The 15169-nt window shown below is 47.8% G+C and carries 12 protein-coding genes; 9 read left to right on the forward strand and 3 right to left on the reverse strand.

Annotated features, from left to right (window positions below):
* Positions 1-13: 13 nt before the first annotated feature.
* Together CWC33_RS10715 and gltA are read right to left on the reverse strand one after the other, a co-directional pair.
* Positions 14-1360 (reverse strand): KamA family radical SAM protein, encoded by a 1347-nt coding sequence (locus CWC33_RS10715; protein WP_053952375.1) that lies wholly within the window; start codon positions 1358-1360, stop codon positions 14-16.
* Positions 1361-1601: 241 nt separating this feature from the next.
* The gene (gltA, locus tag CWC33_RS10720) at positions 1602-2882 is read right to left on the reverse strand and encodes a citrate synthase (protein WP_100691916.1); all 1281 of its coding nucleotides are present in this window, start codon (positions 2880-2882) and stop codon (positions 1602-1604) included.
* A gap of 316 nt (positions 2883-3198) precedes the next feature.
* Here gltA and sdhC point away from each other — a divergent pair, with 316 nt between their 5' ends.
* The 8 genes from sdhC (at position 3199) to sucD (ending at position 13084) form a co-directional block, all read left to right on the forward strand.
* A complete protein-coding gene (gene sdhC / locus CWC33_RS10725) occupies positions 3199-3573 on the forward strand; it encodes a succinate dehydrogenase, cytochrome b556 subunit (protein WP_058578962.1) in 375 nt (124 codons plus the stop codon).
* Complete coding sequence (gene sdhD / locus CWC33_RS10730; protein WP_053952372.1) at positions 3567-3914, forward strand: succinate dehydrogenase, hydrophobic membrane anchor protein; 348 nt, start codon at positions 3567-3569, stop codon at positions 3912-3914. Before sdhC ends, sdhD begins: the two co-directional genes overlap by 7 nt.
* Before the next feature lie 57 nt (positions 3915-3971).
* Positions 3972-5681, forward strand: a complete 1710-nt coding sequence (sdhA, locus tag CWC33_RS10735) for a succinate dehydrogenase flavoprotein subunit (protein WP_442906209.1) — start codon at positions 3972-3974, stop codon at positions 5679-5681.
* Positions 5682-5697: 16 nt separating this feature from the next.
* On the forward strand, positions 5698-6411 hold the full coding sequence (locus CWC33_RS10740) for a succinate dehydrogenase iron-sulfur subunit (protein WP_100691918.1): 714 nt from the start codon (positions 5698-5700) through the stop codon (positions 6409-6411).
* Between the two features lie 107 nt (positions 6412-6518).
* The gene (gene sucA / locus CWC33_RS10745; protein WP_100691919.1) at positions 6519-9323 is read left to right on the forward strand and encodes a 2-oxoglutarate dehydrogenase E1 component; all 2805 of its coding nucleotides are present in this window, start codon (positions 6519-6521) and stop codon (positions 9321-9323) included.
* A 13-nt stretch (positions 9324-9336) separates the two neighbouring features.
* Positions 9337-10908, forward strand: coding sequence for a 2-oxoglutarate dehydrogenase complex dihydrolipoyllysine-residue succinyltransferase (odhB, locus tag CWC33_RS10750; protein ID WP_100691920.1), 1572 nt, complete (start codon positions 9337-9339; stop codon positions 10906-10908).
* A 137-nt stretch (positions 10909-11045) separates the two neighbouring features.
* Positions 11046-12212, forward strand: coding sequence for an ADP-forming succinate--CoA ligase subunit beta (gene sucC / locus CWC33_RS10755; RefSeq protein ID WP_088767976.1), 1167 nt, complete (start codon positions 11046-11048; stop codon positions 12210-12212).
* Positions 12212-13084, forward strand: coding sequence for a succinate--CoA ligase subunit alpha (sucD, locus tag CWC33_RS10760; RefSeq protein ID WP_100691921.1), 873 nt, complete (start codon positions 12212-12214; stop codon positions 13082-13084). The genes sucC and sucD overlap by 1 nt, the downstream gene beginning before the upstream one ends.
* A 46-nt stretch (positions 13085-13130) precedes the next feature.
* Here the strand turns inward: sucD and CWC33_RS10765 are convergent, their stop codons facing one another.
* Positions 13131-14003, reverse strand: a complete 873-nt coding sequence (locus tag CWC33_RS10765; RefSeq protein WP_100691922.1) for a LysR family transcriptional regulator — start codon at positions 14001-14003, stop codon at positions 13131-13133.
* Between the two features lie 93 nt (positions 14004-14096).
* Here CWC33_RS10765 and CWC33_RS10770 point away from each other — a divergent pair, with 93 nt between their 5' ends.
* Positions 14097-15077: a YeiH family protein gene (locus tag CWC33_RS10770; protein ID WP_100691923.1), complete on the forward strand. Its 981-nt coding sequence runs from the start codon at positions 14097-14099 to the stop codon at positions 15075-15077.
* The last annotated feature ends 92 nt before the right edge of the window (positions 15078-15169 follow it).

The following is a 15169-nucleotide window of genomic DNA, read 5'->3' on the forward strand; positions in this document are numbered from 1 at the left end:
CTTGCCGAATCTCTTAGTCCATCTTTGACATTTTCGCATACTCATCTTCGAAGAAGAACTTCTCTTCCCCAAACGCCGGCTTAAGATGATGCAGCCATGTTGCATCCGGGTCATATTTTGCGAAGAATGGGCGTTGTACCCAGTCAGGATTACGGCCCTGAATAAAGCGCAATGCAAACACTTTCTCACCGGCAATTTCCGTCACACCCTGAACTTCGACTTTTCCTGGCCCGGCACTCATTGATGGCCCACGAACAGTACGGGCAATACCCGAAACTTGCTGGTACGCCTTTTGGAAAATTTCCCAAGTACGCTCAAGTGGTACTTCAAAGTAGCGTTTCGCGCCGGTGTCACGTTCAACGAACATATAGTAAGGAATCATGCCCAGCTGCACTTGTTTCGTCCACATATTTGCCCAAGCGTCGGGATCATCATTAATGTGGCGCAGTAAAGGCGCCTGACAGCGAATTTGCACGCCAGTGCTGCGTAAACGACGAATGGCTTCCTGACACACCTCAGTGCGCAGTTCATTTGGATGGTTAAGGTGCGCCATAATGGACACGTGTTTACCACCATCAACCAGACGCTCAAGTAGGCGCAGCATTTCGTCTGCATCCGGGTCGGTAATAAAACGATACGGCCAGAAAGTCAGAGACTTAGTGCCAATACGAATGGTTTTAATGTGTTCAAACTCAGGCTTCAGCAGCCCTTCAAGGTACTCCGCTAGCTTACGGGTGCGCATAACCATTGGGTCGCCGCCCGTTACCAGTAAGTCTGTCACTTCTTTGTGCTGTGCCAAGTAGCGATGCAGCTGATCGGCGTCGTTAGAGTTAAACCGTGTTGCCTTGCCCACAAACTGTGCCCAACGGAAGCAGAAAGTACAGTAAGAATGACAGTATTGTCCCTGCGCAGGGAAAAACAGAACGGTCTCACGGTATTTGTGCTGCATACCCGGTAATGGCTCGCCATCCACGTGAGGTACGTTCATCTGCATTTGTCCGGCCGGGTGCGGGTTCATTTCCTCACGTAACTGTGTTGCCAGGTCAAACACTTCATTCGTTGTGTGTTTACCCGACATTAAGTCAGCCATGCGCTGAAACGCAGACGGCTCAAGCATGTCTTTTTGTGGGAAAGTTAGCTGAAACAGCGGATCGTTGGGTACATTCTCCCAATCAATAAGCTCGTTAAACACATATTCATTGACCCGAAATGGCAGTACGTTGGCAACGACTTTCATTTCAAAACGCATATCAGCAGGCACTTTGTTCAATGCTTCTATTTTATCAAGCTGTCGGTGCTGATAGACCTTGAATCGACGAGGTTTAATGATGGGTTGTTGTACGTTAACTACTTGCTGCATAAGCCTCTCTGTAATTATCTGCAGTAAGTGACAGACACTCACTGAAAATGAAATCGGCCTTGTCGCTATGGGTGGCCAGCGAAATGCGACGTAGTATAAATAAATTGAAGGGCAGTTGCACGTTTTCTAAGGAATAAAAAGCAACGTACACGAACTAATTGTCGGTATCTTCGGGAAAATTATTGAATTTCGAGCAATAAAAAAGGCGCTCATCGAGCGCCTTTGTAAGCAGTAGTTAGCCTTACTTTTTAATCGGGCTAAATTCACGCTGTGTGTAGCCAGTGTACAACTGACGAGGACGACCAATTTTCTGGTTTGCTTCGCCCATCATTTCGTGCCAGTGAGACACCCAGCCAACAGTACGTGACAGTGCAAAGATAACGGTAAACATATTCGTTGGAATACCGATAGCTTTCAGCACGATACCTGAGTAGAAGTCGACGTTCGGGAAGAGTTTCTTCTCGATGAAGTAGTCGTCTTCAAGCGCAATGCGCTCCAGCTCCATAGCAACGTCCAGTAATGGATCATCACGGTTAAGCTCTTTAAGTACTTCGTGGCATGACTCGCGCATAACTGTTGCACGTGGGTCAGTGTTTTTGTAAACACGGTGTCCAAAGCCCATCAGACGGAATGGGTCGTTCTTGTCTTTGGCTTTCTCAATGTACTTAGGAATGTTCTCAACAGAGCCAATTTCAGCCAGCATACGCAAGCACGCTTCGTTAGCACCACCGTGAGCCGGTCCCCATAATGACGCAACACCCGCTGCGATACACGCATATGGGTTTGCACCTGAAGAGCCTGCTAAACGCACAGTAGAGGTTGATGCGTTTTGTTCGTGGTCTGCGTGCAACGTGAAGATACGGTCCATAGCGCGAGCAACCGCCGGGCTAATTTCGTAGTCTTCAGCAGGTACAGAGAACATCATGTTTAAGAAGTTTTCTGCGTAGCCTAAGTCGTTACGTGGGTAGACGAACGGTTGGCCGATGCTGAATTTGTAAGCCATTGCTGCAATCGTTGGGATTTTAGCAATTAAGCGATACGCACTGCGCAGACGCTGGTTTTCATCATGAATGTCTAAGTCATCGTGGTAGAACGAAGACAAAGCACCCGTGACAGCACATAGCATTGCCATTGGGTGTGCGTCGCGGCGGAATCCGTTAAAGAAGTTGTGGATTCCCTGATGCACCATTGTATGTTTAGTAATAGTGCTCTTGAAATCTTGGTACTGTTCTTCAGTTGGTGCTTCGCCGTGTAACAACATATAGCAAACTTCTAAATAGTCTGCTTTTGTTGCAAGCTCACCGATAGGGTAACCGCGGTGTAAAAGCACACCGTTTTCGCCATCGATGTAGGTGATAGCCGACTCGCAAGAGCCCGTAGCCAGGAACCCTGGGTCAAAAGTGAAGTAACCATGTTTTCCCAGTGTTCGGACGTCAACTACATCCTTACCTGCCGCCGGTGAAAGTACTGGCAGTTCAATGGATTGGCCGTCAATCTGTAAAGTGGCTTTACGATCAGCCATAAGGAAATCTCCTCACTGTTTACTTTGAAAAAGTGGGCTAATTTAACTCGATCATGCCCGTAAATGTCAATTTAATTCGCAGAACGTGAACCAATTCTAGCAAACTATACGTAACGAAGATGAAGAAAAGATTACTCATTTTTGAGTTAAGTTAGACTTTAGTCGCATGACTAAACAGTTCACTTATCGAATCGTTGTTTTGTCGTTGTAAAATGTGGCTTGGGTCGATATACTCTTTCACCGTATTTGTGACAAATATCTTGTTACACACACGTGAAAGACATTTCTTTTGTGCTTTATTAAAAGGCAATCTATCGTGAAAAAAGAAAGACCTGTTAATTTAGACTTATCAACTATTAAATTTCCTGCCGCTGCCAAAGCATCTATTTTGCACCGTATCTCAGGTGTCGTAATGCTGGTGTCTCTTGCTTTCCTTATTTGGGCTTTTGCTGTTTCCCTTAGTGGACCAGAAGGCTTTGCTCAAATCGAAAACCTGATGACCAGCTTTATCGCTAAATTTATTGGCTGGGGTATTTTGACAGCGCTAGGATTTCACTTAATTATTGGCCTGCGTCACTTAGTCATGGACATGGGCTACTGGGAAGAGCTCGATTCGGGAAGAACCAGCGCGGTTATTTCAATTGTGCTTTCTATTCTTCTTTCCGTGCTAGTAGGAGTTTGGCTATGGTAACAGCAGCAGCTACTTTCGGACGCAGCGGTTCGCACGACTTTATCCTTCTTCGTGCCAGCGCTATCGTTATTTGTTTATACGCATTATTCATGGCGGGCTTTTTCATTTCTACGCCAGATGTCACCTATGAAGTTTGGAGTGGGTTATTTGCTAACATCTGGATGAAAGTAGCCACTATGCTGGTTCTGACAGCCGTTCTTATCCACGGTTGGATTGGCATTTGGCAGGTACTGACTGACTACGTAAAAGCCGCTGGCTTACGTGCTTTCATTCAGCTGGTTTTCAGCGTTGGTCTCATCGCTGTTTGGCTCACTGGCTTATTCGTACTGTGGGGTGTTTAAGTGAACGTTAAAACTTTAGAATTTGATGCAGTGGTGATTGGTGCTGGCGGTGCCGGCATGCGAGCAGCGCTGCAAATTTCCCAAGAGGGAATGAGCTGTGCGTTGATGTCGAAAGTGTTTCCAACGCGCTCTCACACGGTTTCTGCACAAGGTGGTATTACCGTTGCTTTAGGTAATGCACACGAAGATGACTGGCAATGGCACATGTTCGACACCGTAAAAGGGTCGGATTACATTGGTGACCAGGACGCTATCGAATACATGTGTAAAGCAGGTCCGGAAGCTATTTTGGAACTGGAAAACATGGGCTTGCCTTTCTCACGTTTTGAGAACGGTAAAGTTTACCAGCGTCCATTTGGTGGTCAGTCAAAAGAGTTCGGTGGCGAGCAAGCCGCACGTACCGCAGCAGCTGCTGACCGTACTGGTCACGCACTTCTGCATTTGCTGTATCAGCAAAACGTTAAGAACAAAACTACCGTGTTCTCTGAGTGGTATGCACTTGATCTCGTGAAGAACCAAGACGGTGCTGTCACGGGTGTAACAACTCTGAACATGGAAACCGGCGAAGTTTATTACGTGAAAGCCAAAGCGGTTGTCTTAGCAACTGGTGGTGCTGGTCGTATCTACGCTTCAACCACGAACGCACACATCAATACTGGTGACGGTGTTGGCATGGCGTTACGTGCCGGCGTTCCTGTGCAAGACATGGAAATGTGGCAGTTCCACCCAACCGGTATCGCCGGTTCAGGCTGTCTGGTAACCGAGGGTTGCCGTGGCGAGGGTGGTTACCTGTTAAACAAAGACGGCGAACGCTTCATGGAGCGTTACGCACCAAACGCAAAAGACTTAGCATCGCGTGACGTTGTTGCTCGTTCAATGATGACCGAAATTCGTGAAGGTCGAGGTTGTGACGGTCCTTGGGGTACACACCTCAAATTGAAACTGGATCACTTAGGCAAAGAAACGCTGGAAAGCCGTTTGCCGGGTGTTTGTGACCTGTCTCGTACCTTTGCTCACGTTGACCCGGTTAAAGAGCCTATTCCGGTTATTCCAACCTGTCACTACATGATGGGTGGTATTCCAACCGACGTTAACGGTCAGGCTCTGACTGTTGATGACAAAGGTGAAAGCAAACCCGTACCTGGTCTGTTTGCTTGTGGCGAAATTGCCTGTGTATCTGTTCACGGTGCAAACCGCTTGGGCGGTAACTCACTGCTTGACCTTGTCGTATTTGGTCGCGCGACGGGTATGCATTTAGGTCAGACACTGGCGGCTAACAGCGAAGCGCGGGAATCGTCAGCGTCTGATGTTGAAGCGGCCATGGCTCGCTACAACCGTTGGGAAAATACACAAAAAGGTGAAGACCCGGCGCAAATTAAGAAAGACCTGCAAAACTGCATGCAAATGAACTTCTCGGTCTTCCGTGAAGGCGACGCAATGGCGGAAGGTCTGAAAGAATTGAAAGAAATTCGTGAGCGCTTGAAGCATGCACGTTTAGACGACACGTCGAAAGAGTTCAATACTCAACGTGTTGAGTGCATGGAACTTGATAACTTAATGGAAACGGCATACTCAACTGCGGTTGCCGCAAACTTCCGTACTGAAAGCCGTGGCGCGCACAGCCGTGCTGACTATCCTGACCGTGACGACGAAAAATGGTTGGTTCACTCTGTTTACCGCCCAGAATCTGAAGACATGGTGACTCGTCAGGTTAATATGGCACCGAAACTGCGCGAAGCTTTCCCTCCGAAAGCTCGTACGTACTAATTAAGGGGTTAAAGCGATGAAAACATTGAATATTTCGATTTATCGTTACAACCCGGATGTTGATGACGCACCGTACATGAAGGACTACACCTTAGAGGTGGAAGAAAACCAAGACATGATGGTGCTGGACTTGCTTATCAAATTGAAAGAGCAAGATCCGTCGTTGGCGTTCCGGCGTTCATGCCGTGAAGGCGTTTGTGGCTCTGATGGCCTGAATATCAATGGTAAAAATGGGTTGGCGTGTATTACGCCAACATCGGCACTGAAAGGCAATAAAATTGTCATTCGTCCGTTACCTGGCTTACCGGTTGTTCGTGACTTAATTGTTGATATGAGCCAGTTCTATCAGCAGTACGAGAAAATTAAGCCGTACCTGATTAACGACGAGAAAACGCCACCAGCACGTGAGCGTCTGCAGTCTCCAGAAGAGCGTGCTAAGCTTGATGGACTGTATGAATGTATTTTGTGTGCATGTTGTTCAACTTCATGTCCATCGTTCTGGTGGAACCCAGACAAGTTCATCGGTCCGGCAGGCTTGTTGCACGCGTATCGATTCTTAATCGATAGCCGTGATACTGCAACCGACGAGCGCTTGGATGACTTAGACGACGCATTCAGCGTGTTCCGTTGTCACGGTATTATGAACTGTGTCAATGTTTGTCCAAAAGGGTTGAACCCAACTAAGGCTATTGGCCACATTAAATCGATGCTGTTGAATCGCGCGGTCTAAGACTGACCGCGTGTCAATTTGAACGGTTTATGTTGTGGATAGCCATCCCACAAAGGATGGCTATTTTTTTATAAAATCGGTTTACATATTTAGGTGAAGGAAACGCAATGCAAGACGGTGTAATGCGTGAATGGCTAGAAACTTCGCATCTAGCCGGTGGGAACGTTGCCTACATTGAACAAATGTTTGAGGCGTATCTGGATGATCCAACCGCTGTCAGCGACGAATGGCGTAAGGTGTTTGACGCACTGCCTAGCGATGGTCAGGTAACAGATACGAAAATGAGTGATGTTCGCGAACAGTTCCGCGAAGCAGCGAAGAATAAACTCAAGCAGTCTGGTGGCGGCAGCTCGGTCAGCGATCAAAGGCAAGTTAAAGTATTACAGCTGATTAACGCGTATCGTTTCCGCGGTCATCAACACGCTAACCTCGACCCGCTTGGATTGTGGAAGCAAGACACCGTTCCTGACCTTTCTCTCGATTTTCATGAGTTATCAAAAGACGATTTAGATCGTGAGTTTAACGTAGGCTCGCTAGCGGTTGGCAGTGAGACTATGAAGCTTAAAGACATCCACAATGCTCTTGAGAACATTTATTGTGGCTCTATTGGTGCTGAATATATGCACATCGTTTCTACCGAAGAGAAGCGTTGGATTCAGCAACGTTTAGAAGGCTCTTTAGGTAAGGCGAAATTCGATAAAGAACAACAGAAAAAAATTCTGCGTGAACTCATTTCAGCTGACGGTCTGGAGAAATACTTAGGCTCTAAGTTCCCAGGCGCGAAGCGTTTCTCATTAGAGGGCGGCGATAGTTTAGTACCACTGCTTAAAGCGTTGATCTCTCGCTCAGGCGAGCAGGGCGCAAAAGAAGTGGTTATTGGTATGGCTCACCGTGGACGTTTGAACGTATTGGTTAACGTTTTAGGTAAGAAGCCACAAGACTTGTTTGATGAGTTCGCGGGTAAGCATGGCGAAAGTAAGGGCTCTGGTGACGTTAAGTATCACATGGGCTTCTCTTCAGATTTCGCTACCCCAGGCGGAGACGTGCATTTAGCACTGGCCTTTAACCCATCGCACTTAGAAATTGTGAATCCGGTGGTTGTCGGTTCTGTTCGCGCCCGTATGGATCGATTAGGCGACAAAGTGGGCGAGAAAGTACTGCCAATTACCATTCATGGTGACTCGGCTATTGCCGGTCAGGGCGTTGTACAAGAAACCTTTAATATGTCGCAGACCCGAGCGTATCAGGTCGGCGGTTCAGTGCGCATTGTTGTGAATAACCAAGTAGGTTTCACCACATCAAAACGTGAAGACGCTCGTTCGACACAGTACTGTACTGACATTGCGAAAATGGTTCAGGCACCGATTTTCCATGTGAATGCGGACGACCCCGAAGCCGTTGTTTTCGTTACACAGTTAGCGCTTGATTATCGCAACACCTTTAAGCGTGATGTAGTGATTGATTTGGTTTGTTATCGCCGTCACGGCCATAACGAAGCGGACGAGCCAAGCGCAACGCAGCCGTTAATGTACGCGAAAGTCAAAAAGCATCCGGTAGCGCGCGAGCTGTATGCAAAACGCTTAAACGAGTCAGGCGCTGTCAGCGAAGACGATGCAAAACAGTGGGTGCAGGACTACCGTGACGCCTTAGATAAAGGTGAAGTGGTTGTCGAAGAACACCGTCCAATGCGTGCTCATTCAGTGGACTGGACACCGTATATCGGTAATGACTGGGACGTAGAATACGACTACAAAGTATCAGCGAAAAAGCTAAAAGAATTGGCTGAGAAAATTTCCCAGTATCCGGAAGAGCATAAGCTGAACTCCCGCGTTGCGAAGGTTTATCAAGAGCGCCAGAAAATGGCGAAAGGCGACAAAGCCTTAGATTGGGGCTTTGCAGAAAGCCTGGCGTACGCGACTTTGGTTGATAAGGACGTACACATTCGTCTAACCGGTCAGGATTCCGGCCGAGGTACGTTCTTCCACCGTCACGCGGTATTGCATAACCAAGAAGATGCCAGCACTTATATGCCGTTGAACCACATTAGAGAGGGTCAGGGGCAAATCGAAATTTATGACTCCGTGTTGTCAGAAGCGGCAGTATTAGCCTTTGAATACGGTTACGCCACAGCCGAGCCAAAATCACTCATTATGTGGGAAGCCCAATTCGGTGACTTTGCTAACGGAGCTCAGGTTGTTATTGACCAGTTCCTCAGTTCTGGTGAACAGAAGTGGGGTCGTTTATGCGGACTGACGTTATTATTGCCTCATGGCTATGAAGGTCAGGGGCCTGAGCACTCATCAGCGCGTCTGGAGCGCTTCTTGCAGCTTTCGGCCGACCACAACTGGTCAGTGTGCGTGCCGACTACCCCGGCACAAGTATTCCATATGATTCGCCGTCAACAATTACGTCCGGTTCGCCGTCCGTTGATTGTCATGACGCCGAAATCATTGCTGCGTCATCCTCTGGCTATTTCAGAGATGGACGAGCTAGAAAATACAGGCTTCCAAAACGCGATTGGTGAAATCGACTCTTTGGATCCGAAAAAAGTAAAACGCGTGGTGCTTTGTTCAGGTAAGGTGTATTACGACTTACTGAAAGAACGCCGCGACCGTGAACAAGACGATGTGGCTATTATTCGTATCGAACAGCTATACCCGTTCCCTGCGGAAGAAGTAGCCGATATCATGCAAGATTATCAACACGTCAAGGACTTTGTCTGGTGTCAGGAAGAGCCGCAGAACCAAGGTGCCTGGTATAGTAGCCAGCACAACTTCTGGGCTGCGATACCTTCCGGTGCTCAGTTAACTTATCGTGGTCGGGACGCGTCAGCGGCTCCAGCGGTGGGTTATTTATCCGAGCACAACAAACAGCAACAAAAACTCGTTGACGAAGCGCTAACCATTAAATAGGTGAAGATGAACCATGGCGATTGATATTAAAGTTCCTCAATTACCCGAATCTGTTGCAGATGCTACCATCGCAACATGGCACGTAAAACCTGGCGATAAAGTATCGCGCGACCAAAATTTGGTGGACATCGAAACCGATAAGGTAGTGCTTGAAGTTGTCGCAGAAGCTGACGGTGTTTTAGGCGAAATTACAGCTGAAGAAGGCACCACAGTCACTGCCGACGAAGTGATTGGTAAAATCGAAGAAGGTGACGGCGCTGAAAGCTCTGACTCTAAGAAAGAAGAGAAGTCAGACGACGGCGACGAAAAAGCCGATAAGAAAGACGACAAAAAAGACTCTGGCTCTTCAGAGAAAAAAGGCTCAGGCGAGAAGATGAACGTTACCGTTCCTCAACTACCTGAATCTGTATCTGATGCAACGATTTCAGCTTGGCACGTTAAAGAAGGTGACGAAGTTAAACGTGATCAGAACTTAGTCGACATTGAGACCGACAAAGTTGTTCTGGAAGTCGTTGCTCCTGCTGACGGTGTGTTGGTTAAAATTGAGCATGACGAAGGCGCAACCGTAGGCGCTGATGACGTTATCGGTATCGTTGAAGCGGGCGCTTCTTCAGGCGGCAGCTCAAGTAAGTCGGAAGACAGCAAATCTGAGTCTTCAGCAGAAAACAAAGACGACGGTGGCGATAGCGAAGTGGCGGGTCCTGCGGTACGTCGTTTACTCGGTGAGCATGGTCTTAAGCCAAGTGACGTTAAAGGCACAGGTAAAGGCGGCCGAGTCACGAAAGAAGATGTTGAGAAGCATGTTAAAGAAGGTTCTTCTAAATCAGCCTCTAAGTCTTCTGACAACAGCAAACAGCAGTCCGCTCAACCTGCTGTTTCAGGTGATCGTGACCAGAAACGTGTACCAATGACACGTTTGCGCAAGCGTATTGCTGAGCGTCTGTTACAAGCGAAAAATGACACGGCTATGTTGACTACGTTCAACGAAATCAACATGAAGCCAATCATGGACTTGCGTAAAAAGTACAAAGACGTCTTTGAAGAAACGCACGACACACGTTTAGGTTTCATGGGCTTTTACATAAAAGCAGTGACTGAAGCACTGAAACGCTTCCCAGACGTGAATGCTTCTATTGATGGTGATGACATTGTTTATCACAACTATTTTGATGTAAGCATTGCGGTCTCGACTCCGCGAGGCTTGGTAACGCCGGTTCTGCGTGACACCGACAAAATGTCAATTGCAGACATGGAGAAAGGCATTCGCGACTTGGCAATTAAAGGCCGTGACGGAAAGTTAACTCTTGAAGAAATGCAAGGCGGTAACTTTACGGTTACTAACGGTGGTGTCTTTGGTTCACTGTTATCTACGCCAATTTTGAACCCACCTCAAAGCGCAATTCTGGGTATGCATAAAATCCAGGAGCGCCCAATGGTTGTCGACGGTAAGATTGAAATCTTGCCAATGATGTACTTAGCTCTGTCTTATGACCACCGCATTATCGATGGTAAAGAATCGGTTGGCTTCCTAGTCACCGTAAAAGAGCTGTTAGAAGATCCTCAACGTCTTATCCTGGATATCTAAAGACGCTGAGAACCAGCCGCAATGCTAATTTAGCTTGCGGCTGTTAATTTTGCGCCGTTCACGTTAAAATTCGGCGCGGTATTCGGGTAGGCAGCAGGTAAGCTGCTTTTGTTGTTTCAACGAATCGGAAGAGCATCATGAATTTGCATGAGTATCAGGGTAAGCAACTCTTTAAAGAGTTCGGTTTACCAGTATCTGAAGGTTTTGCGTGCGACACAGCTGATGAAGCTGTAGAAGCGGCAAAACGTATTGGTGGCGACATTTGGGTCGTAAAATGTCAGGTTCACGCAGGCGGCCGTGGTAAAGCGGGCGGTGTGAAGCTGGTTAAAAGTTTAGATGAAGTTCGTGCATTCGCAGAACAGTGGTTAGGCAAAAACTTAGTAACTTTCCAAACCGACGAGAAAGGTCAACCGGTTGCTAAGATTTTGGTTGAAAGCTGCACTGACATTGCTGACGAGCTATACTTAGGCGCGGTTGTTGACCGTGGTTCACGTAAAATCGTGTTCATGGCGTCAACTGAAGGCGGCGTAGAAATCGAAACCGTTGCTGAAGAAACGCCAGAGAAAATTCTGAAAGTTGAAATTGACCCAACGGTTGGCCCTCAGCCATACCAAGGTCGCGAATTAGGTTTCAAACTGGGCTTAACGCCAGATCAAGTTAAGCAGTTCACAAAAATCTTCTTAGGTTTGGCGAACATGTTTGAAACTTATGACTTAGCGCTGTTGGAAATCAACCCGTTGGTTATCACTGACGAAGGCAACTTGCACTGCCTGGATGCGAAAGTAGGCATCGACAGCAACGCATTGTACCGTCAGCCGAAAATCCAGGAAATGCACGATCCTTCGCAAGAAGATTCTCGTGAAGCGGAAGCGGCTAAGTGGGAACTAAACTACGTAGCGTTAGACGGCAACATCGGTTGTATGGTTAACGGCGCAGGTTTGGCGATGGGTACGATGGACATAGTTAAACTGAGCGGCGGCGAGCCAGCTAACTTCCTTGATGTTGGTGGCGGCGCGACAAAAGAGCGTGTTTCTGAAGCGTTCAAAATTATCTTGTCTGACAGCTCTGTTAAAGCCGTATTGGTTAACATCTTCGGTGGTATCGTTCGTTGCGACATGATCGCAGAAGGTATCATCGGCGCGGTTGAAGAAGTGGGCGTTAAAGTACCAGTGGTTGTTCGCCTTGAAGGTAACAACGCTGAACTGGGTACACAGAAATTGAACGAAAGTGGCCTGAACATTATCGCTGCAGAGAGCTTGTCTGATGCTGCTGATAAAGTGGTTGCTGCGGCAGGAGGTCAATAATGAGCATTTTGATCGATAAAAACACCAAAGTAATCTGTCAGGGTTTCACTGGCGGTCAGGGTACTTTCCACTCTGAGCAAGCAATTGCTTACGGTACGCAAATGGTTGGCGGTGTTACCCCTGGTAAAGGTGGTCAAGAGCACTTAGGTCTGCCTGTATTCAACACCGTAAAAGAAGCGGTAGAAGCAACTGGCGCAACGGCATCAGTTATCTACGTACCGGCTCCTTTCTGTAAAGACTCAATCATCGAAGCAGCAGACGCTGGTATCGAACTGATTGTTTGTATTACTGAAGGTATCCCGACGCTGGATATGCTTTACGTTAAAGAATACCTAACGCACAAAGGCGTGCGTATGATCGGTCCAAACTGCCCGGGTGTTATCACTCCGGACGAGTGCAAAATCGGTATCATGCCTGGCCACATCCACAAGAAAGGTAAAGTGGGTATCGTGTCACGTTCAGGTACATTGACGTACGAAGCGGTTAAGCAGACGACTGACGCAGGCTTTGGTCAGTCTAGCTGTGTTGGTATCGGTGGCGACCCTATCCCGGGTTCTAACTTCATCGATATTCTGGAACTCTTCGAAAAAGATCCAGAAACCGAAGCAATCGTTATGATCGGTGAAATTGGCGGTACAGCAGAAGAAGAAGCGGCAGAGTACATTAAAAATAATGTCACTAAGCCGGTTGTTTCTTACATTGCTGGTGTTACTGCGCCTCCGGGCAAACGTATGGGCCACGCTGGTGCCATCATTGCCGGCGGTAAAGGTACTGCTGACGAGAAATTTGCTGCACTTGAGGCGGCAGGCGTTAAAACTGTACGCAGCTTGGCTGACATCGGCAAAGCGGTTGCAGAAAAAACTGGCTGGTAATATCCGCCAACGCTTACACAAAGCCCGGCTTAAAAGCCGGGTTTTTTTATGTCTTAAAAAATACTCGCCGTGCGTGCTTTATGGCTGGTGTGTCTTGCATGTCTTTGTGTACCACCCAATACAATTGCCGTGTATGAGACGCAAAGGTAGGGTAACTTTGCAGTAAACCGGCTTCCAGCATAAAAGGAGTACTGATGGTTGGCACGTAGGCAATGCCCGCACCAGCGGCTACCGCATGAATAATGGCCTCGTTGGTATTCAGTTCGATGATTGTACTTGGGGAAATCCCCATTTCCTGCCAAAAATACTGTGTCATTTTTCGGGTTGCGGAGCCGGGCTCCCGAATTAACCAGGTGTATTTCGATAAATCCTTGCCTAGTTCAAACTCGGGCGGCGCCACCAGCGTCATACTGTCCTCTTTAAAGGCGTAGCTTTCCAGCACTTTGCGATCCGATTGGCCTTCAATAACCGCGAAATGATCCTCGAACCGTTCCAGCCGAGAAAGCACATCGTCGGTGTTCCCAATGTAAACGCTGACCGAGCTGCCGGGGTAACCGTTTTTTAACTCCGATAAATAGGGTGGCAACCAGTAGTTTCCGACGGTTTGACTGGCCCCAATTTTTAACGTTTTATCGGATTGCTGTTGAGTTTTAAAGTAGTTCTCTATGGACTGTGTGTGCGAGAAAACGGTATCGGATTTCTCCAATAACCAACGGCCTTGTTCCGTTAAGGTAACCCGTTGAGCGACTGCTCGACGCCCGCGGCCACGCTCAATCAACGCACAGCCCAAGTGTTCTTCAAGCATTTTTAAATTGACGGATACCGCGGCGGGGGTCATCCCCAAACGTTCGCCCGCAAGCTTTAAGCTGCCTGCCTCGTTGATGGCTTTAAACACCGTTAATTGTTTTAAGTTAATCATAATATTTAATTACTTTTATAGTTAATTATTAAATTTTAATTAATTATAGGGGCGTTATACTGCCTCGCAAGTGATAAAACCAAGGATTCATTTATGAACACAAAACTGACAGGCATTGTCGCCGCCGTACTGTGCGGTGTGCTGGCTATCTTTCTACCGCAGGTCTGGTCGTTCTTCGCACAGGTGTCACCGCTGATTTTAGCCATTGTTATTGGGGTCATTATCAGCCATACCATGCCCACGTCGTTTCGTTCGACCTTAGAGCCGGGGCTGAATATAGCCAAAGGCCCCATACTGCGGCTGGCGATTGTTTTGTACGGTTTTAATATCAGTTTTCAGGAGCTGAGTTCCGTTGGCTTCCATGGCTTTTTTATCGCGGTCGTGATGGTCAGTGCTATTTTAGCCGTGGGCATTTGGGTCGGTAAAAAAGTGTTTAAGTTAGACACGGATCAAGCCATATTAATCTCTATTGGTAGTGCCATTTGCGGCGCCGCTGCTGTAGCTGCTGCCGAACCCATACTCAAAGCGAAGCCACACAAAGTGATCATAGCGGTTGCTACCGTGGTCATTTTTGGCACCTTATCAATGTTTTTATACCCAGTACTGTACGGCGTACTGTCTGTTGATGAGGCCAAGTACGGCTTATGGGTAGGCGTTTCTGTTCACGAAGTAGCACAAGTGGTTGCCGCTGGCGATGCTGTCAGTAGCGCTGCTGCGAATACCGCCGTTATTGAAAAAATGATCCGTGTGTTGCTATTGGTACCGGTATTGATTGGCTTGTCGATTTGGAAAAGCCGCACCGAAGCCACCGAGTCCGGCCAGCGAACCCCCATTGCCATTCCGTGGTTTGCGTTGTTTTTCCTGGTGGTTATTTTCATTAACTCAACAGGGCTGATTCCAGCGGCCGTGGTCAGCGTGCTTTCAACAGCCGCCACGTATCTGTTGGCGATTGCAATGGCGTCGCTGGGTATGATGACCCACATCAGTGTGGTCAAAAAGGCCGGTGCACGCTCGTTTGTACTCGCCACGCTGCTTTTTGTGGTACTCATCACGCTCGGCTTTTTAATGACCTAACGCACAGAGGGGTAAAAACGCCTCGTTTGGTTTTATCAGTGCAAAGCTTTCGGGTAAACTTGCGGGCAAAATGACAAAGAGGACGTCCTGCC

The sequence above is a fragment of the Idiomarina sp. X4 genome, from assembly GCF_002808045.1.
In the GTDB taxonomy this organism is placed as follows: Bacteria; Pseudomonadota; Gammaproteobacteria; order Enterobacterales; family Alteromonadaceae; genus Idiomarina.